21 protein-coding genes and 1 pseudogene are annotated in these 18,206 nt (G+C 68.6%); 14 read left to right on the forward strand and 8 right to left on the reverse strand.

The genetic code is table 11. The features are described from left to right. The first annotated feature begins 86 nt into the window (after positions 1-86). The 8 genes and pseudogenes from pyrR to JOF55_RS17445 all read left to right on the forward strand — a co-directional run. Positions 87-713, forward strand: coding sequence for a bifunctional pyr operon transcriptional regulator/uracil phosphoribosyltransferase PyrR (gene pyrR, locus JOF55_RS17410; RefSeq protein WP_310275539.1), 627 nt, complete (start codon positions 87-89; stop codon positions 711-713). Beyond that, a complete protein-coding gene (locus JOF55_RS17415) occupies positions 713-1,645 on the forward strand; it encodes an aspartate carbamoyltransferase catalytic subunit (protein WP_310275540.1) in 933 nt (310 codons plus the stop codon). The genes pyrR and JOF55_RS17415 overlap by 1 nt, the downstream gene beginning before the upstream one ends. After that, positions 1,642-3,063, forward strand: coding sequence for a dihydroorotase (locus JOF55_RS17420; protein ID WP_310275542.1), 1,422 nt, complete (start codon positions 1,642-1,644; stop codon positions 3,061-3,063). The genes JOF55_RS17415 and JOF55_RS17420 overlap by 4 nt, the downstream gene beginning before the upstream one ends. Further along, positions 3,063-3,620 (forward strand): PH-like domain-containing protein, encoded by a 558-nt coding sequence (locus JOF55_RS17425; protein WP_310275544.1) that lies wholly within the window; start codon positions 3,063-3,065, stop codon positions 3,618-3,620. Before JOF55_RS17420 ends, JOF55_RS17425 begins: the two co-directional genes overlap by 1 nt. Then, positions 3,617-4,729 (forward strand): glutamine-hydrolyzing carbamoyl-phosphate synthase small subunit, encoded by a 1,113-nt coding sequence (gene carA, locus JOF55_RS17430; RefSeq protein WP_310275546.1) that lies wholly within the window; start codon positions 3,617-3,619, stop codon positions 4,727-4,729. Before JOF55_RS17425 ends, carA begins: the two co-directional genes overlap by 4 nt. Then, positions 4,729-8,073 (forward strand): carbamoyl-phosphate synthase large subunit, encoded by a 3,345-nt coding sequence (gene carB / locus JOF55_RS17435; RefSeq protein WP_310275548.1) that lies wholly within the window; start codon positions 4,729-4,731, stop codon positions 8,071-8,073. The genes carA and carB overlap by 1 nt, the downstream gene beginning before the upstream one ends. Continuing rightward, complete coding sequence (pyrF, locus tag JOF55_RS17440; RefSeq protein ID WP_310275550.1) at positions 8,070-8,915, forward strand: orotidine-5'-phosphate decarboxylase; 846 nt, start codon at positions 8,070-8,072, stop codon at positions 8,913-8,915. The genes carB and pyrF overlap by 4 nt, the downstream gene beginning before the upstream one ends. A 48-nt stretch (positions 8,916-8,963) precedes the next feature. Beyond that, positions 8,964-9,236 (forward strand): annotated as a pseudogene (locus JOF55_RS17445) (IS5/IS1182 family transposase); the annotation flags it as partial. 438 nt (positions 9,237-9,674) lie between these two features. Here the strand turns inward: JOF55_RS17445 and JOF55_RS17450 are convergent. The 8 genes from JOF55_RS17450 to JOF55_RS17485 all read right to left on the reverse strand — a co-directional run bounded on the left by JOF55_RS17450 (position 9,675) and on the right by JOF55_RS17485 (position 13,587). Next, complete coding sequence (locus tag JOF55_RS17450) at positions 9,675-10,910, reverse strand: SGNH/GDSL hydrolase family protein (RefSeq protein ID WP_310275552.1); 1,236 nt, start codon at positions 10,908-10,910, stop codon at positions 9,675-9,677. 129 nt (positions 10,911-11,039) lie between these two features. Next, positions 11,040-11,609: a hypothetical protein gene (locus JOF55_RS17455; RefSeq protein WP_310275554.1), complete on the reverse strand. Its 570-nt coding sequence runs from the start codon at positions 11,607-11,609 to the stop codon at positions 11,040-11,042. Continuing rightward, the gene (locus tag JOF55_RS17460) at positions 11,596-11,988 is read right to left on the reverse strand and encodes a methyltransferase domain-containing protein (RefSeq protein WP_310275556.1); all 393 of its coding nucleotides are present in this window, start codon (positions 11,986-11,988) and stop codon (positions 11,596-11,598) included. The genes JOF55_RS17455 and JOF55_RS17460 overlap by 14 nt, the downstream gene beginning before the upstream one ends. An 88-nt stretch (positions 11,989-12,076) precedes the next feature. Continuing rightward, the gene (locus JOF55_RS17465) at positions 12,077-12,535 is read right to left on the reverse strand and encodes an MvdC/MvdD family ATP grasp protein (RefSeq protein WP_310275558.1); all 459 of its coding nucleotides are present in this window, start codon (positions 12,533-12,535) and stop codon (positions 12,077-12,079) included. Beyond that, on the reverse strand, positions 12,517-12,654 hold the full coding sequence (locus JOF55_RS17470) for a hypothetical protein (protein ID WP_310275560.1): 138 nt from the start codon (positions 12,652-12,654) through the stop codon (positions 12,517-12,519). The genes JOF55_RS17465 and JOF55_RS17470 overlap by 19 nt, the downstream gene beginning before the upstream one ends. 4 nt (positions 12,655-12,658) lie before the next feature. Then, a complete protein-coding gene (locus tag JOF55_RS17475) occupies positions 12,659-12,946 on the reverse strand; it encodes a hypothetical protein (RefSeq protein WP_310275562.1) in 288 nt (95 codons plus the stop codon). 4 nt (positions 12,947-12,950) lie between these two features. Continuing rightward, on the reverse strand, positions 12,951-13,217 hold the full coding sequence (locus JOF55_RS17480; RefSeq protein ID WP_310275564.1) for a hypothetical protein: 267 nt from the start codon (positions 13,215-13,217) through the stop codon (positions 12,951-12,953). Beyond that, positions 13,210-13,587: a hypothetical protein gene (locus JOF55_RS17485; protein ID WP_310275566.1), complete on the reverse strand. Its 378-nt coding sequence runs from the start codon at positions 13,585-13,587 to the stop codon at positions 13,210-13,212. The genes JOF55_RS17480 and JOF55_RS17485 overlap by 8 nt, the downstream gene beginning before the upstream one ends. Before the next feature lie 327 nt (positions 13,588-13,914). Here JOF55_RS17485 and JOF55_RS17490 point away from each other — a divergent pair, with 327 nt between their 5' ends. The 6 genes from JOF55_RS17490 (at position 13,915) to coaBC (ending at position 18,194) form a co-directional block, all read left to right on the forward strand. Then, complete coding sequence (locus tag JOF55_RS17490; RefSeq protein WP_310275568.1) at positions 13,915-14,793, forward strand: helix-turn-helix domain-containing protein; 879 nt, start codon at positions 13,915-13,917, stop codon at positions 14,791-14,793. Further along, positions 14,790-15,011, forward strand: coding sequence for a DUF397 domain-containing protein (locus tag JOF55_RS17495; RefSeq protein ID WP_310275571.1), 222 nt, complete (start codon positions 14,790-14,792; stop codon positions 15,009-15,011). Before JOF55_RS17490 ends, JOF55_RS17495 begins: the two co-directional genes overlap by 4 nt. A 446-nt stretch (positions 15,012-15,457) precedes the next feature. Beyond that, a complete protein-coding gene (mihF, locus tag JOF55_RS17500; RefSeq protein WP_043575279.1) occupies positions 15,458-15,775 on the forward strand; it encodes an integration host factor, actinobacterial type in 318 nt (105 codons plus the stop codon). Between the two features lie 17 nt (positions 15,776-15,792). Next, positions 15,793-16,377, forward strand: coding sequence for a guanylate kinase (gene gmk, locus JOF55_RS17505; protein ID WP_310275576.1), 585 nt, complete (start codon positions 15,793-15,795; stop codon positions 16,375-16,377). A gap of 240 nt (positions 16,378-16,617) precedes the next feature. Next, positions 16,618-16,926, forward strand: coding sequence for a DNA-directed RNA polymerase subunit omega (gene rpoZ / locus JOF55_RS17510; protein ID WP_374727302.1), 309 nt, complete (start codon positions 16,618-16,620; stop codon positions 16,924-16,926). Beyond that, positions 16,923-18,194: a bifunctional phosphopantothenoylcysteine decarboxylase/phosphopantothenate--cysteine ligase CoaBC gene (gene coaBC, locus JOF55_RS17515; protein ID WP_310275578.1), complete on the forward strand. Its 1,272-nt coding sequence runs from the start codon at positions 16,923-16,925 to the stop codon at positions 18,192-18,194. The genes rpoZ and coaBC overlap by 4 nt, the downstream gene beginning before the upstream one ends. Positions 18,195-18,206: the final 12 nt, after the last annotated feature.

An 18,206-nucleotide genomic window follows, 5' to 3' on the forward strand; every position in this document is an offset into this window, starting at 1 on the left:
CGGGCTCCAGGTTTTTCGACGAATCGGGCTTTTCGACGACCCATCCTTTAAGGACCCGTCCGGTGAGGCGGAGAAGGAGGTCCACCGTGGCGCCACGCCAACAGGCGGGCGCGGCGGACCCGGCAGGGCAGCGGGAGCTGCTCTCCGCCGGTGACGTTGCGCGTACGATCGCCAGGATCGCACATCAGATCATCGAGAAGACAGCCCTCGACACCGGCAATGACAACGTCATTCTGCTCGGTGTGCCGACCAGGGGTGCGCCGCTGGCCGAGCGGCTGGGTTCCCGCATTGCCGAATTCAGCGGTGTGACCGTGCCCACCGGGGTGCTCGACATCACGCTCTACCGCGACGATCTCAGGCAGCAGCCGAACCGCCCGCTGGAACCCAGCAGTGTTCCGGACGGCGGCGTGGATGGCGCTCTCGTGGTGCTCGTCGACGACGTGCTGTTCTCCGGCCGCACTGTCCGCTCCGCGCTCGACGCACTGCGCGACCAGGGCCGCCCGCGCGCCGTCCAGCTGGCCGTGCTGGTCGATCGCGGGCATCGGGAACTGCCCATCCGAGCCGACTACGTGGGCAAGAACGTGCCGACCGCACGCAGCGAGGATGTCGCCGTGCGGCTGACCGAGGTCGACGGAACGGACGGTGTGCTGCTGCGCCGCCCGGAGCAGGCGGGGCGCCAGGAGCACGGGGAATCCCGGGGGGAGAAGCAGTGATGCGGCACCTGTTGTCCGCCGAAGGACTCGATGCCGACACCGCCACGGGGGTGCTGGACACTGCGGATGCCCTCAAACGAACGCTGTTCGGGCGGGAGGTTCGCAAGCTGCCGACCCTGCGCGGGCGCACCGTGGTGACCATGTTCTACGAGAACTCCACCCGGACACGGGTGTCGTTCGAGGTCGCAGGCAAGTGGATGAGCGCCGATGTGATCAACGTGTCGGCCTCGGGGTCGTCGACGAGCAAGGGCGAGTCGCTGCGGGACACCGCGCTGACCCTCTCGGCGGCGGGAGCCGACTGCGTGATCGTGCGGCACCCCGCCTCCGGTGCCGCCCACCGGCTCGCCGGGTGGCTCGACGAAGCGGGCACCCAGGTGGTCAATGCGGGCGACGGCATGCACGAGCACCCCACCCAGGCACTGCTGGACGCGGCGACACTGCGGGAACGGCTGGGGGAGGTGGCCGGACGGCGCATCGCGATCGTCGGTGACCTCCTGCACAGCAGGGTCGCCCGCTCCAATGTGCATCTGCTGCGCACGCTCGGTGCGCAGGTGGTACTCGTCGCGCCGCCGACGCTGACTCCCAGCGGCGTGCAGGACTGGGGCGCCGAGATCAGCCACGAGCTCGACCCGGTGCTTGCCGGTGTGGACGCGGTGATGCTGCTGCGCGTACAGGCCGAACGCATGCACGGCGGATTCTTCCCCTCGCAGCGGGAGTACTCGATCGCCTACGGCATGAACGAGGCCAGGCTGGGCATGCTGCCGGAGCACGCGGTGGTGCTGCATCCCGGGCCGATGCTGCGGGGCATGGAGATCGCGCCGGATGTGGCCGACTCGCCGCGCGCGGCCGTGACCGAGCAGGTCCGCAACGGGGTCCATGTCCGGATGGCGGTCCTGTATCACCTGCTGGCCGGAGAGGAGATGGCGGCGTGAACCGCAGGAAAGACGAAGGCAGCCCGTCCGGCGGCGACATGGCCGATGCACGGAGCGGCGATGGCCGGGGAACCGATGGCCGGGGACTCGACGACGGGGAGGCCGGTGACCGGGTCCTGCTCAGGGGAGTACGTCCCTACGGCGAGGGAGAACCGGTCGACCTGCTGGTCGCAGGTGGACGCATCGCCGAGATCGGTACGGACCTGAGCACCGACGCCGACGAGATCCTGCATGCGGACGGAGCCATCGCCCTGCCCGGATTCGTGGATCTGCACACGCATCTGCGCGAACCCGGCCGGGAGGACGCCGAGACCGTCGAGACGGGATCGGTGGCCGCGGCGCTCGGCGGCTACACGGCGGTGTTCGCCATGGCCAACACCGATCCGGTGGCCGACAACGCCGTGATCGTCGAACACGTGTGGCGCCGGGGCCGTGAGGTCGGCCTGGTCGATGTGCATCCCGTCGGGGCGGTGACCGTGGGGCTGAAGGGCTCCGAACTGGCGGAACTGGGCACGATGGCCCGCTCTGCGGCCGGAGTGCGGCTCTTCTCCGACGACGGTCGCTGCGTCGACGATCCGCTGCTGATGCGCCGGGCCTTGGAATACACCAGGGTGTTCGGCGGGGTCGTGGCCCAGCATGCCGAAGAGCCTCGGCTGACCGTGCAGGCACAGGCGCACGAGGGTGCCCAAGCCGCACGCCTGGGGCTGACGGGCTGGCCCGCTCCCGCGGAGGAATCGATCGTGGCCCGCGACTGCATGCTCGCCGGGCACACCGCGGGAACCCTGCACGTCTGCCACGTGTCCACCTCGGGAACGGCGGAGTTCCTGCGGTGGTGGCGCTCCCGGGACAGCACCGCGGCGGTCTCGGCGGAGGTCACGCCGCACCACCTGCTGCTGACCGACGAACTGCTCGGCAACTACGACCCCGTGCACAAGGTCAATCCGCCCCTGCGGACGGATGCCGACGTGCGCGCGCTTCGGGAGGCGCTGGCCGACGGAACCGTCGACTGCGTGGCCACCGACCATGCGCCGCACGCGGAGCAGGACAAGGACTGCGAGTGGTCTGCGGCACGTCCGGGCATGCTCGGCCTGCAAACCGCGTTGGGCGTGGTGATGCACACGATGGTCGAGCCCGGCCTGCTGGATTGGCGCGGGGTGGCACGGGTGATGAGTGAGCGTCCCGCCCGCATCGCCGGCCTCGCCGATCAGGGGCGTCCGGTGGCCGAGGGAGAACCGGCGAATCTCGTGCTGGTCGACCCCGGTTCTCGCTGGACGGTGCGGGGTGCCGATCTGGCCAGCGTGTCGGCGAACACACCGTTCGAGGGCATGGAGCTTCCCGGACGGATCAGGGCCACGATGCTGCGCGGGCGCATCACCGCGCACGAGGGCAAGGTCGAACGCGCGGAGATGGAACGCTGATGGCACGTACGCTGTGGGTACTGGGCCTGGTCGTGCTGGCTGCGCTGGTGCTGTACGGGATGCGCCGAGGGTGGTTGCACCGGGCACGGCGCCAGGCCGAGGAGCTCGCCGAGTTCCCGGCCGAGCCGGTCGGCCTGTCCGACGAGCCGGAGTTGCTACCCGCAACCTACGGCCTCTATGTGGGCACGACGAAGGCGGGCAGCTGGCAGGACCGCATCGCGGTGGGCGATATCGGTCACCGTGCCAACGCCACCGCACGCTTGCGGAACTCCGGATTGCTGCTGCAACGCTCCGGTGCCGATTCGCTGTGGATTCCGGCCGCATCGCTGCGTGCGGCCAGAGTGGACCACAAGCTCGCCAACAAGGTCGTTCCCGGCGCGGGAATGGTGGTGGTGACCTGGCAGCTCGGTCAGCAGCGGCTCGACACCGGCTTCCGTGCGGAGGACAAGGGAGTGCAGAACAAGTGGGTCGCGTCGATACGGGCACTGGTGCCCACCGACGAGACCGCTCAGCCGAGACGAGACGAGACCGCGGGAACGCGGCAGGAGGAAGTATGACCGCGGCGGCTCTGGTGCTTGAGGACGGCCGGATTTTCCGGGGAGAGGCGTTCGGCAGCGTGGGTAGCTGCATGGGCGAGGTCGTGTTCAGCACGGGCATGACGGGATATCAGGAAACGCTGACCGATCCCTCGTATCACCGCCAGATCGTGGTGGCCACGGCCCCGCAGATCGGCAACACCGGCTGGAACGACGAGGACGACGAGTCACAGCGGATCTGGGTGTCCGGGTACGCGGTGCGGGACCCGGCGCGGGTGCCGTCGAGCTGGCGGTCGAGGCGCTCGCTGCCCGAGGAGCTGGACCGCCAGGACGTGGTGGGCATCGCCGGTCTGGACACGCGCACGCTGACCAGGCACATCCGGGAACGCGGTGCGATGCGTGCGGGCATCTTCTCCGGTGACCGGCTGCGCTCGGACGAGGAGTTGATCGCCGAGGTCGCCGCGAGCGCGGAGATGGTCGGAGCCGACCTGGCCGGCGATGTCACGACGACCGAACCGTACGTGGTGCCCGCCGAGGGGCAGCGCCGGTTCACGGTGGCGGCGCTGGACCTGGGGATCAAGTCGAACACGCCGCGGATGCTGGCCGAGCGGGGCATCGAGACGCACGTGCTGCCGCTGTCGGCCTCGATGGACGATCTGCTGGCGGTCTCGCCGGACGGGGTTTTCCTGTCGAACGGGCCCGGGGATCCGGCCACCGCCGACCACGCGGTGGAGCTCACGCGGCAGGTGCTGGACCGGCGGATGCCGCTGTTCGGGATCTGCTTCGGCAACCAGATCCTGGGCCGCGCGCTCGGCCGCGACACCTACAAGCTGCCCTACGGTCACCGGGGGATCAACATCCCGGTGATCGACGCCGAGACCGGCCGGGTGGCGATCACCGCGCAGAACCACGGTTTCGCGGTGGAAGGAGAGCCGGGCGAGCGGTTCGACACCGACTTCGGCCGGGCCGTGGTCAGTCACCACTGCGCCAACGATGGTGCGGTGGAAGGGCTGCGCCTGCTGGAGACCCCGGCGTTCAGTGTGCAGTACCACCCCGAGGCGGCTGCGGGTCCGCACGACGCCGCGCCCTTGTTCGATTCCTTCGCACGACTGATGAGTGAGGCACGCTGATGCCGAAGAGGACTGACATCCACCACGTACTGGTCATCGGCTCCGGGCCGATCGTGATCGGCCAAGCGTGTGAGTTCGACTATTCCGGGACGCAGGCCTGCCGGGTGCTGACCGAAGAGGGCATCCGGGTCAGCCTGGTCAATTCCAATCCGGCCACGATCATGACGGACCCGGAGTTCGCCGACGCCACCTATGTCGAGCCGATCACCCCGGAGTTCGTGGAGAAGGTCATCGCCGCCGAGCGGCCGGACGCGCTGCTGGCCACCCTGGGTGGCCAGACGGCGCTGAACACCGCGATGGCGCTGGAGGAGCGCGGGGTGCTCGAGGCCTACGGGGTCGAGCTGATCGGCGCCGACATCGAGGCGATCCAGCGCGGCGAGGACCGGCAGCGGTTCAAGGACATCGTCCGCTCGGTCGGGGGCGGCGTGCCGGAGAGCCGCGTGTGCCACTCGATGGACCAGGTGCGCGACTTCGTCGCCGAGCACAGCCTGCCGGTGGTCATCCGGCCGAGCTTCACCATGGGCGGTCTGGGCTCCGGGATGGCCCACACCCACGAGGAGCTGGAGCGGATGGCCTCGTTCGGGCTGACCGAGTCGCCGGTGCACGAGGTGCTCATCGAGGAGAGCGTGCTCGGGTGGAAGGAGTACGAGCTGGAGCTGATGCGCGACCACGCCGACAACGTGGTGGTCGTGTGCTCCATCGAGAACGTCGATCCGATGGGCGTGCACACCGGGGACTCGGTGACGGTGGCCCCGACGATGACGCTGACCGACCGTGAGTACCAGCACATGCGCAACGTCGGCATCGACGTGCTGCGTGCCGTGGGCGTGGACACCGGCGGCTGCAACATCCAGTTCGCGATCCACCCGGAAACCGGGCGGATGGTGGTCATCGAGATGAACCCGCGGGTGTCGCGGTCCTCGGCGCTGGCGTCGAAGGCCACCGGCTTCCCGATCGCCAAGATCGCGGCGAAGCTGGCCATCGGCTACGCGCTGGACGAGATCCGCAACGACATCACCGCCGAGACCCCGGCGAGTTTCGAACCGACGCTGGACTACGTGGTGGTCAAGGCACCGCGCTTCGCCTTCGAGAAGTTCCCCGGCGCGGACACGCGGCTGACCACGACGATGAAGAGCGTCGGCGAGGCGATGGCGCTGGGACGCAACTTCACCGAGGCGCTCGGCAAGGCGATGCGGTCGATGGAGACCTCCCGGACCGGCTTCTGGACGGGACCGGAGGCCGGTGGCGCCACCCTGGAGTCCACCCTGGACGAGCTCGGCTCGGGCCACGACGGCCGCCTTTACACCCTGGAGCGGGCGCTGCGGCAGGGCGCGAGCGTGCAGCAGGTGCACGAGGCCTCCGGGATCGATCCGTGGTTCATCGACCAGATCGCTTCGCTGGTCGAGTTGCGTGCCGAACTGGTCGAGGCCTCGGTGCTCGACGCCGATCTGCTGCGCCGGGCCAAGCGGGCCGGGCTGTCGGATCGGCAGCTCGCCGCGCTGCGCCCGGAACTGGCCAGCGAGGACGGGGTCCGCGCGCTGCGGCACCGGCTCGGGGTGCGCCCGGTGTTCAAAACCGTGGACACCTGCGCGGCGGAGTTCGCCGCCCGCACGCCGTACCACTACTCGGCCTACGAGCTGGACCCCGCGGCCGAGTCGGAGGTCGAGCCACAGCACGACCGCCCCAAGGTGCTCATCCTCGGTTCGGGGCCCAACCGGATCGGGCAGGGCATCGAGTTCGACTACTCCTGCGTGCACGCCGCGATGGCCCTGCGGGGCGCGGGATTCGAGACGGTCATGGTCAACTGCAACCCGGAGACCGTCTCGACCGACTACGACACCTCGGACCGGCTGTACTTCGAGCCGCTGACCTTCGAGGACGTTCTCGAGGTCGTGCATGCCGAGCAGGCTTCCGGCACCGTGGCCGGGGTGATCGTGCAGCTCGGCGGGCAGACCCCGCTCGGGCTGGCCCAGCGCCTGTCCGATGCGGGAGTGCCGATCGTAGGCACCCCGCCGGAGGCCATTCACCACGCCGAGGACCGCGGCGCCTTCGGCGACGTGCTGAACACGGCCGGGCTGCCCGCGCCGAGCTACGGCACGGCGACCTCCTTCGAGGGGGCCAAGCGCATCGCCGACGACATCGGCTACCCGGTGCTGGTGCGGCCCTCCTACGTGCTCGGCGGGCGCGGCATGGAGATCGTCTACGACGAGGCCTCGCTGGAGAACTACATCGCCCGCGCCACCGAGGTCACCCCGGAACACCCGGTGCTGGTGGACAACTTCCTCGACGACGCGATCGAGATCGACGTCGATGCGCTGGCCGACGGCACCGACGTCTACCTCGGCGGCGTGATGGAGCACATCGAGGAAGCCGGTATCCACTCCGGTGACTCCGCCTGCGCGTTGCCGCCGATCACCCTGGGGCGCCAGGACATCGAGAAGGTGCGGCGCTGCACCGAGGCCCTCGCGCAGGGCCTCGGCGTGCGTGGGTTGCTCAACGTGCAGTACGCGCTCAAGGACGACGTGCTCTACGTCCTCGAAGCCAACCCCCGCGCCTCGCGCACCGTGCCGTTCGTGTCCAAGGCCGCCGCGGCACCGATGGCCAAGGCCGCCGCGCGCGTCATGCTCGGGGCCAAGATCGCCGAGCTGCGCGGCGAGGGCATGCTGCCCGCCGTCGGGGACGGTGCCGACCTGCCCACCGACGCGCCCGTCGCGGTCAAGGAGGCGGTGCTGCCGTTCCACCGTTTCCGCACGCCGGAAGGTCACGGCATCGACTCCCTGCTCGGTCCGGAGATGAAGTCCACCGGGGAGGTCATGGGCATCGACACGTCCTTCGGACAGGCCTTCGCGAAGTCCCAGACCGGTGCCTACGGGTCCTTGCCCACCTCCGGACGGGCCTTCGTCTCGGTGGCCAACCGCGACAAGCGCTCGATGGTCTTTCCCGCCAAGCGCCTGGCCGATCTCGGCTTCGACATCCTCGCCACCGGTGGCACCGCCGACGTGCTGCAGCGCAACGGCATCGGCTGCACCGTGGTCCGCAAGCACAACGAGACGGCCGACGACGTCGGGACGGAAGCGGGCGAGCGCGACGTGATCGACCTCATCAAGGCGGGTGAGGTCGACATGGTGTTCAACACGCCCTACGGCAATCCGGGGCCGCGCGTCGACGGCTACGAGATCCGCACCGCCGCGGTCTCCCGCGACATCCCCTGCATCACGACCGTGCAGGGCGCCGCCGCCGCCGTGCAGGGCATCGAGGCCGGTATCCGGGGCAACATCGGAGTGCGGCCGCTGCAGGCACTGCAGGCAGCCCTGCGGACGCACCAGAGCGGTGATGTGCGGTGACGGCGGTGCAGGCGGGCTTCGGGCAGCGTCTTGCCGACGCCGTGGCCGCACGCGGTCCGTTGTGCGTCGGCATCGACCCGCATCCCGCGCTGCTGCACGCGTGGGGCCTGGATGAGACACCGGCCGCGCTGGAGCGGTTCGCGATGACCGTGGTCGAGGCGCTGGCGGGCGAAGTGGCGGTCCTCAAGCCGCAGTCGGCGTTCTTCGAGGCGTACGGGTCGCGCGGGATCGCCGTCCTGGAACGCGTGGTCGGCGAGGCCCGCCGGGACGGTGCGCTGGTGCTGCACGACGTCAAGCGCGGTGACATCGGCTCGACCATGACCGCCTACGCCAACGCCTACCTGGACGGGAACTCACCCCTGGCCGCCGACGCGATGACCGTCTCGCCCTACCTGGGCTTCGGCTCGCTGGCTCCGGCGATCGGCATCGCCGAGCAGACGGGGCGTGGGGTATTCGTGCTGGCCAGGACGTCGAACCCGGAGGGCACCGGGCTGCAGCGTTCGGCGAGTGCGGAGGGCCGTTCGGTCGCGCAGTCCGTGGTCGACGCGGCGGCGGGCAACAACGCCGGGGTGGAACCGATGGGCCACGTGGGCGTGGTGGCGGGGGCCACCCTGCGTGGTGGCGAACTGGATCTGTCGGCGCTGAACGGTCCGATCCTGGCGCCGGGGCTCGGCGCCCAGGGCGGCACCGTGCAGGGGCTGCGGGCGGTGTTCGGCTCGGCGCTGCCGAACGTCCTTCCGGCCGCGGCGCGGGAAGTCCTGCGGCACGGCCCCGATGTCGGCGAACTGCGCCGCGCCGCCCGTGGCATCCGCGACGACCTCGCCGCGCTGCTGTCCCGGTGAGTGCGTCGTTGTGGCAGTGAGAGCGCCACAACGGCGCATTCACCGAGGAGAGGACTCCCAGGGCATTGCCCCGGGAGTCCTTCTTGTGTCGAAGACTGCGCCTGCTTCCCGGGCCCGGCAGGCCGCATCACACCCAGTCGGGTGCCGGCCGATAAGGCCTATTCCAGCCGCGTCATCCGTGTTGAGTTGCGCCGCCGCGGCATCGTCGCGGTCAGCCCCGAAGGCCGTGATCAGCGCGCCAACCGTGCCCGGAAAGGCTCGGCCGGAGGACGGCCACCCGCCTTCGACGCCCAGGCCTGCAAGCAGCGCAACACCGTCGAAGGGCAAGACCCGCCGCGAGGATCTCCGCTGCCTCAAGCGCACATCGCTCGCGAGATCCGCCAGATCCACCGAGCACACCAACCCGCGCCACCTCCTGCAACGGCTTGACATCCATAGGGGGATCAAACGCGACGACATCCACCAAGGCCCCCGGACGTGACCGGCATCCGCATTTGGCTCCGCGAGCTCACCCCAAGATCACCGGACTGGTTCCAGGGCCGGTCCGGCTGATCGTGCCTCCGGGTGGGGCTGGTCAATTTCGCGAGAAATTGGTCGACCCCACCGCACATGATCCACCAGACGGAACCTGGGCGGTGTCTCTTCGGTCGGGCGGCTCTTGTTCTGGTCCTGCTCGGCAGGGAGATCCGACTGGCGACGAAGATCCACCTGGCTGCGGAAGGGCACGTGTTGTCCGCTGTCGTTGGTCATCACGCCCGGTCAGCGGGTGTCTCGGGCGCGCTCGGCGGCGAATGGTCCGCTGGTGTGGAAGGCCAGCTCGGCGAAGCGCTCCCCGATGCGGCGGTGTGTGACGGCGTCCGGGTGGAGCTGGTCGGGCAGCGGCAGCTCGGCGAAGTCCGCCTCGCCGTAGAGGTCACGGCCGTCGAGGTAGTGCAGATGGGGGTCGTCGACCGCCCGCTGCTGCACGATGCGGGAAAGCTCGTCCCGGATGACGCCCAACGTCAGCTTCCCGGCGGCGCGCTCGGCGGGGTCGCCCGCGGCCCGGAACTGCAGCTTCCCAGCGCCGAGGTCGCTGAAGTCCGGGACGCTGGGGCCGGGGGTGTCCTCGTGGACGGGGCACAGAATGGGCGAGACGACCAACAGCGGCGTGGTGGGGTGGCCCTCGCGGATGGTGTCGAGGAAGCCGTGCACCGCCGGGGTAACGGCACGCAGCCGCATCAGGTCGGTGTTGACCAGGTTGATGCCGATCTTGATGCTGATCAGGTCCGCGGGGGTGTCGCGCAGGGCGCGGGCGGTGAACGCATCGAGCAGGGCACTGCCGCCCAGGCCCAGGTTGATCAATTCCACATCGCCGAGGGAGGCGGCCAGCGCGGGCCAGGTCGTACTGGGGCTGGCGGCGTCGGAGCCGTGGCTGATCGAACTGCCGTGGTGCAGCCACACCCTGCGGCCCCCATCCGGTACGGGCTCGACGGGGGTGTCGGTGCGCAGAGCAACCAGCTGGGTGATCTCGTTGTGCGGCAGCCAGATCTCGACGTCCTTCACGCGGTCGGGCAGACCGGAGAACCGGACGGTGCCGACCGGTCCGGGCCGGGTCTCGGCGGAGCCGGTGGTCATGTCCACGGTCAGGACGTTGCCGCCGGTCACACTGGCCCGGTCGGCCAAGTGGCCGTCGATGAGCAGGTCGTACACGCCGTCGGGACGGGGCGGGGCGCCCTGGTGGACCGTCTTGGTGGCCAGCGTGTCCAGCTCGACGGCCGTGGCCCGGGTGCGCAAGACCAGCCGCACGCCGGAGGGCTGGGCCTCCACCATGGCCAGCTGCCCGTCGGCGCACTGCGCACGGGCCCGCGAGGGCAGCCGGTGCGGCAGCACCCCGTGCTCGGTGCTTTCCAGGTCGAGTGCACCGTGCAGGAGGTCCGCGGTGACGGGCGTGGTGATCCAGTCCCTCGGCCGGGGCGCGGTGGAGGAGCCGGGGATGTCGTCGTGCTGGTGGTCCACGATCTCATCCTGTCAACCGGATCCGGTGATCCGCACGTGATTTTCCGGCCCACCGTCTTCATGGCCGACGGTCGTCAGGCGATCAACGCCGATCACCCATCGGCTCAGCACCGTATGAGCGCGTAGCGATCACGGAATCCCACGGTGTTCGGGGATGTTTCCCTCCGACCTCGCCGATACCGGTGGCAAGGGCTCCAGCGTGCGTACGATGCACTCCGGTGTGTCGAGCCAGAGCAGGTGTGTCCCGTCGGGATGGACGGTGAGTCCGTAGCGGGTGATTTCGGGGCGCCCGTGCTGTTCCCACTGGGTGTGGAGTTCGATCATGGTGGCATAGAGGCTGTGCCCGTGTTCGGCGCTGTCCGCGTGATCCACGCCTTGTGGAGTGAGCCGTGCCCAGGAGTGGTCGTGGGTGTCGATCCAGCGGTGTTCATGGCGGCCGCTGTCGTGGGTCAGCCCGAGGTGCTCGACGGTGGGAAGGACCAGTGTCCGGAGCGCTTGGAACGGGCGTGCGGTGAGCCCGTCCGGGATCGTGGCCGGATGATGGCTGCGGTTCCGCTCGGCAGGGCCGCGGGTGATGGTGAACAGCTCGGTTACTGCGGGATTGACGGCCTCGGCGGTGGGGCGGCGTGCCATGAAGGCGGCGTAGTCGACGAACGGGCCGTGCTGCGGTGCCCCCGCAGCACCGTCACCGGTGAGCACGCAGGGCCGCGTTGTAGCCGGTGCCGGTACCGACTTCGAGTACGCGGTGTCTCGGCTGTGCGTCGAGGTGTTCGAGCATCAGCGCCATCAGGCTCGGGGTCGTGCTGGACGAGGTGGCGGTCCCGCCGGTGTCCTGCTGCGTGATCAGCGTGGTGTCCGAGTGCACGGCGGCGAGCGCGGCTGCGTGGTGTTCCGGGGCGGTGAGGTCGTACTCGACGAGGCCGTGTTCGTCGGGCACCGAGAATCGGTCGACGAAGATGTCGCGGGCAACGGTGCGAAACGCGGTTTTCCATCGCGCGGTGGTCAGCAGTCGGCGGGCGATGAGGTCGTTGACCAGTCGGATGCGCAGCGTGTCGGGGCTTGGGGAGGTATGAGTCATGTGGTTCCTCGGCAGAGTTCGTCGGCGATCGCCTCGGTGATGGGGAGTCGAGTGTGTCCGGCGATCCAGCCCCATTGACCGTTCGGATTCAGATCGCCGATGAATGTCCACTGCTCGTCGGGAGTAACGATGAAGTCGGCAGCGGCGTAGACCAGCCCGAAGTGGCCATGAGTCGATGAATGGCGGCGGAGACGTCGGCAGGAACGTCGACAGGGGTGTAGAGGAGCTGATCGGGAGGGTAGGTGCGCCAGTCCAGCGCGGTACTGTCGAGGGGAGCGTCGAGCCGTACGGTGAACAGTCGGTGGCCGACGATGGTCATGCGTACTGCGTAGGCACGGGGCACGCGAGCTTGGAACAAATGCGTCGTCCGGCGCACCGATTCGGTGATGTCATCGGCGGTGACCGTGCCCGCCCACAACACGACGTGCTGCCCGCCTTCGGTGCCCGGCCCACCGCGCAGCGGTTTGTAGATCACACCCTTTTCGGAATGATTGACGCAGAAATCGCGAACCTGTTCGGGATCGTTGGTCAGTAATGTGTCGGGCACGGACAGGCCGCACTCGACTGCAGATCGAATCGTGCCGTCGGTACGTCGCGACGGGCGAGAGCGGCGATGACAAGATCGGCGGTGATGTCGTAATAGCGAGTGATCACCACGACAGTCATGCATTCAGTCCTTATCCACGAACCACTGGCTGTCGTACCGGGTATCCGTGCTGGTGCCGCAACGGAGAATGTGGTTCGTTGCCACCACGGCCGGAGTGTTTTCGGGGATGCCGCTGGTCGGCGAGTGCACCACGCGTACTTGCTCGCCCCTTTCGCGATCGATGTAGTTGTGGCAGAGGCAGCCGTTGGCGAGATAGTGCCGATCATTGATCGCGGGGTATTCGCGGGCGATCGCGTCGTGGATATCGGTGGAGTCCAGGCCGGGCGGCACGGTGTGGAGTTCGCTGGGCACGGGGTTATTCCTGTGGTGATGGGGGTGGGGTTTCGGTGGTCGGGGAGCTTTCCGGGGAGTGCGGCAGGTTGTGTAGTCCGTTGAGGACGCGTTCCAGCAGTTCGTGTTCCGGACCTGCGTGGGGCTCGCGGGTGCTGCCGGGGTCGCTGTGTGACGTGTTGGACCGGCCGGTGCCGAACCAGCCGCCGTCGACAGGTTCGAGCTCGCTGCCGAGTTCGCCCTCGCGTCGCAGGGACAGGCCGGGGGTGCGCTTGTCGAGTTCGTCAGGCATAGCGCGCCCGCCAGACGATCAGGCACTCGGTGCAGGGACCCGTCGTGCTCGGTGCGTCGGCCCGGGGCAGCAGCGCCTCGCGCAGGGTGTGGAACTGCCTGCCGCAGGCGGTCAGTTCGTAGAGCGCGACGTAGCGGTCGCGGCGAAACCACGCGGCGTGGACGTGCACTCCCAGCGCGACGAAGGCGTAGGGCGCTTCGGCGAGGTCGGCCACCGGTTTCCAGCGAGCCGGGAGGCCGTACTCGTGAAGCAGCGCGTGCACCGAGGCGGCGGCGCCGGGGATTCCTTCCACGCCGATCGTGAAGGTCGTCGTGGTGACCAGACACGGCACGGTCCACGGTGGAGGTCGTGTGCTGAGCGGAGTTGCCATGTATCACTCCTTGGCTGTGCTGCGGAGGTGGAAGGCAGCGGACCGGTCGGGTCGGGGTCACGGCCGGTCCGCTGCCGTCTGGCGGCCAGGCGGCGGAGCAGCGACGGAGGGGAGACGCTCCGGTCAGGCATTCGGGTGTGCCCGCGCTCCGCCACCTGGCGGGTCTACGATCACCACTTAACGGAGCCCGTTACGAAGCGATCGCTCTATGCGGAGCAATTTACACATGGAGCATGCTCCATTGGTAGTCCTCCAATAGGGTGATGATGGCGGCGTGATCGAGAAGGGCACACTCCAAGTCGTCATCCACCGATGAAGGGAGCCGCCGTGGCCGCATCACAGAGCAGTCCGACCGCGTTGAAACGCTGGATCGCAGGTGAACTGACCAAGCTGCGCGAGCGCAACGGCTACAGCCGCGCCGACGCAGCCGCAGCCATCCACGGCAGCGTCCAGGGCATGGGGCACTTCGAGAATGCCCGGCGGCTACCGAAGCCACTGGAACTCAAGACGTTGCTGGAGTTCTACGGTGTCCCGGAGCGGGCAGACTTCTTCCTGTCGCTGCGCGAGCGCGCCAAGAAGGGCCGGGACTGGTGGATCGGATTCGATACCAACAATGGCGCGCTTCCGGAGTACTTCAAGCTCTTCCTGGGACTGGAAGCGATGGCCGCCAGGATCGAGAGTTGGGATGTGCAGGTCACCCCCGGCTTATTCCAAACCAGGGACTATGCGGAAGCGATCATCCGCGATGGCGAGCCGGAACTCTCCGACGATGAGGTGCAGCGCCGGCTGGAACTGCGGATGGCTCGGCAACAAGAGGTCCTGGAAGACGGCGACCAACCTTCGGTGTGGGCGGTGATCGACGAGGCGGCCGTCCGCCGTGTTGTCGGCGGGCCGACAGTGCACCGCGACCAGCTTGATCATCTGCTGAAGCTGGCCGAGCGGCCGAACATCGACGTGCAGGTGTTGCCGTTTGCCGCAGGCGCGCACACTGGTACCGAGGGTGCCTTCACACTCCTGACCTATCCGGCCGAGTTCGAAGGTGACCCCGGCACGGTGTACGCGGAGACCCGTGTCCGGGGTATCTATTACGAGGAGCCGGAGGAGGTCATGAACTACCGTGATGTCCTCACCCGGTTGCGCGTGAAGGCGTGCGACCAGCCAGACTCCCTGGCGTTGATCAATCGGATAGCGAAGGAACTCTCATGAGCTACGAGGACGCCCTTACCGCCCTCGGCAACGCGACCAACTGGCACAAGTCCAGCCGCAGCCAAGCCCAGAACGGTTGTGTGGAAGTCGGCTCCACCGGGGGTTACGTCGGTGTGCGCGACAGCAAGATCGGAGCGGAGAGTCCGGTCCTCCCGTTCACGGCGGCCGAATGGGCGGCGTTCACCGAGAAGGCGAAGGCGGGCTCCTTCGACCGGTAAGCGAGTACCGGGGCAGCGAGCACCTGGGACAGCCCGCCGGCTCATCTCACAGGGGCCGGAGGGCCGGGCGTCCCTGCTACCGCCGCGGTGGTGATCCCTACCGACCTACGTCACGGTGAGGATTCGGTCACTGATCGGATAACGATTCGTGGCGATGGATGACCTGCGACAGGGCGCGTTGGATCGCTCAGCGTGGCTCAACCGCCCGGAAATCGGACAGTTCGGAAAAGTTTTGGCCCCGGTTAGTGCACTTCAGCGCCTTAGTTGGTAGTACTTGCAGCGGCCGAAGTGCTCGTGCACGCCTTGTACGGGTTCTGCGGCAAGCTCGGCGACGGGAGTCAGGATGAAACCGACTCGGAAAAGTCGGACCCGCCTTTCAGCGGTCTGACCAGGGGCGGTACTGTCGCCGCACCGATCAAGAGAAACCCCACATCACGGAGGACATGGTGGCCCTTCCCCAGCTGACCGAGGAGCAGCGGGCAGCGGCACTGGAAAAGGCGGCTGCCGCCCGTCGCGCCCGAGCTGAGCTCAAGGAGCGCCTCAAGCGCGGTGGGACCAGCCTGGCCGAGGTTCTGGACAGTGCCGACAACGACGAGACCCTCGGCAAGATGAAGGTCTCCGCGCTGCTCGAGGCTCTTCCCGGCGTGGGCAAAGTCCGCGCTCAACAGATCATGGAGCGGCTGGAGATCGCCAACAGCCGTCGGCTACGCGGACTGGGCGAGCGCCAGCGCAAGGCGCTGCTCGCCGAGTTCAACGGCGCGTGATCGACGTAGGTACCGGCGTGGAGTCGGGGTCCGCCCGCACGGGCAGGCCCCGACTCACCGTCGTTTCCGGGCCTTCCGGGGTCGGCAAATCGAGCGTGATCGACGAATTGCGCAGTCAGGCCCCGGACGTCTACTTCAGCGTGTCGATGACGACCCGGCCTCCCCGCACGGGTGAGGTGAACGGTGTGCACTACCACTTCGTCGACCTCGGTGAGTTCCGGCGCATGGTCGATGACGGGGAGATGCTGGAGTACGCCCAGTATGCGGGCAACTACTACGGCACCCCCCGGATGCCGGTCGAGCGGGCGCTGGCCGCGGGCCGCTCCGCCGTACTGGAGATCGAACTGCAGGGCGCGCGCCAGGTCCGTGAGAGCATGCCGGAGGCACAACTCGTCATGCTGCTCCCGCCGTCCTGGGAAGACCTGGTGGAGCGGTTGACCGGGCGCCGTACCGAGGACTCGGAGCTCGTCCGGCAGCGGCTGGACACGGCACAGCGGGAACTCGCCGCTCAAACCGAGTTCGACGCGACCGTGGTCAACGCCGATGTGCGATCGGCGGCCGACGAGTTGGTACGATTGGTGACCGGTCACGGTTCGAAGTAGGTGCCCCCATGGCGGAATCCGGACTGCCGGAAACTCGGCTGTCGGAAACTCGGCGTTCCGCGCTGGTCGTTCCTACTGCGAGTCGTTCCCGCACAGAAGGTGTGACCCGGTGACCCGGTCGTTGCACACTGCCCGTACCGGATCGCCGAACGAGCTGCCGGTGCGGTCCGGACGGGTTCCAAAGTGCCGACATCGTTACCGACGTCCCATCGCAACCACCCGAGAGCAGGAGCCACGCACGTGAGCACGCCCAACGCTCTGGCTGCGTTCACCGGCAGCCAACCGACGAACGCTCAGCCGCGCAGCACCCCGGAGGGCATCACGAACCCTCCGATCGACGACCTGCTGGAGCAGGTCAGCTCGAAGTACGCACTGGCGATCTACTCCGCCAAGCGTGCGCGGCAGATCCAGGACTACTACGCGCAGCTCGGTGAGGGCTTGCTGGAGTACGTGGGTCCACTGGTCGAGCCGGGCCCGCGCGAGAAGCCACTGTCGATCGCGCTGCGTGAGATCCACGCAGGCGTGCTTCAGCACACCGAGGGCGAATGAGTCAGGAATCCTCCGAGGACCGCCCGCCGCGGGTGGTCCTCGGGGTCAGTGGTGGCATCGCCGCGTACAAGGCGTGTGATGTGCTGCGGAGGCTGACCGAATCCGGTCATGAGGTGCGGGTGGCACCGACCGAGGCCGCGCTGCGTTTCGTCGGCGCGGCCACCTTCGAGGCGCTGTCCGGTCAACCGGTGGCCACCGGGGTCTTCACCGACGTCGAGGACGTGCCACACGTGCGCCTCGGCCAGGAGGCCGACCTGGTCGTCGTGGTTCCCACCACCGCGGATCTGTTGGGCCGTGCTGCCCACGGCCTCGCCGATGACCTGCTGACCTCCACCCTGCTCACCGCGCGCTGCCCGGTGCTGATGGTGCCCGCGATGCACACGGAGATGTGGGAGCACGCGGCGACGCAGGACAACATCGCGCTGCTCAGGCGCCGTGGGGTGGTCGTCGCCGAGCCCGCAAGCGGGCGCCTGACGGGGGCCGATACCGGTAAGGGACGCTTGCCGGATCCCGCGGAGATCGTCGATCTCGCGCGGCTGCTGCTGACCAAGCGCGCCGCGCTGCCTCGCGATCTCGAAGGTCGCCGGGTGGTGATCTCGGCTGGTGGCACCCGGGAGCCGATGGATCCGGTGCGCTATCTGGGTAACCGTTCTTCGGGGCGCCAGGGATATGCCCTGGCACGCGTGGCCGCCCATCGTGGTGCGCACGTCACACTGGTCTCGGCCAACACCGCCGACCTCGTGGAACCCTCCGGGGTGCGGATGGTGCGCGTCGGTACGGCCGAGCAGATGCGGGCGTCGATGCTGACCGAGTCGGACGGGGCCGACGTGGTGGTGATGGCCGCTGCCGTGGCCGATTTCCGCCCGGTGGACAGGACCGGACACAAGATCAAGAAGACCGACCGGGATCCCGGAGCCCTCGAACTGACCCGCAATCCCGACATCCTCGCCGAGCTCGTCGAGGCGCGGGAGGCGGGCCGCCTGAGTGCGGAGGTCATCGCCGGTTTCGCCGCGGAGACGGGCGACCCCGACACGACCGTGCTGGAGCACGGTCGCACGAAACTGACGCGCAAGCGGTGCGATCTGCTGGTGGTCAATGCCGTGGGCGACGGCCGGGCTTTCGAGGTCGAGGACAACGACGGGTGGCTGCTGGCCGCCGACGGTGCCGAGTACCCGATCCTGCACGGCGCGAAATCACACCTGGCTTCCATACTGTGGGATGCCGTGTCCGAACAGTTCGCGCGTCATGAGAAACCGTCCGTAAGCTGAGTTCCCAGGGCC

Origin of the sequence: Haloactinomyces albus (assembly GCF_031458135.1) — a bacterium.
In the GTDB taxonomy this organism is placed as follows: domain Bacteria; phylum Actinomycetota; class Actinomycetes; order Mycobacteriales; family Pseudonocardiaceae; genus Haloactinomyces; species Haloactinomyces albus.

Bases quoted from the DNA above. Each gene is read 5' to 3' on its own strand.
- carB (WP_310275548.1), top strand. From the start codon at position 4,729: ATGCCGAAGAGGACTGACATCCACCACGTACTGGTCATCGGCTCCGGG.
- JOF55_RS17485 (WP_310275566.1), bottom strand. From the start codon at position 13,587: ATGGCAACTCCGCTCAGCACACGACCTCCACCGTGGACCGTGCCGTGT.
- JOF55_RS17495 (WP_310275571.1), top strand. From the start codon at position 14,790: ATGAGCTACGAGGACGCCCTTACCGCCCTCGGCAACGCGACCAACTGG.
- coaBC (WP_310275578.1), top strand. From the start codon at position 16,923: ATGAGTCAGGAATCCTCCGAGGACCGCCCGCCGCGGGTGGTCCTCGGG.
- carA (WP_310275546.1), top strand. From the start codon at position 3,617: ATGACCGCGGCGGCTCTGGTGCTTGAGGACGGCCGGATTTTCCGGGGA.
- JOF55_RS17460 (WP_310275556.1), bottom strand. From the start codon at position 11,988: ATGACTCATACCTCCCCAAGCCCCGACACGCTGCGCATCCGACTGGTC.
- JOF55_RS17425 (WP_310275544.1), top strand. From the start codon at position 3,063: ATGGCACGTACGCTGTGGGTACTGGGCCTGGTCGTGCTGGCTGCGCTG.
- JOF55_RS17470 (WP_310275560.1), bottom strand. From the start codon at position 12,654: ATGACTGTCGTGGTGATCACTCGCTATTACGACATCACCGCCGATCTT.
- JOF55_RS17415 (WP_310275540.1), top strand. From the start codon at position 713: ATGCGGCACCTGTTGTCCGCCGAAGGACTCGATGCCGACACCGCCACG.
- JOF55_RS17480 (WP_310275564.1), bottom strand. From the start codon at position 13,217: ATGCCTGACGAACTCGACAAGCGCACCCCCGGCCTGTCCCTGCGACGC.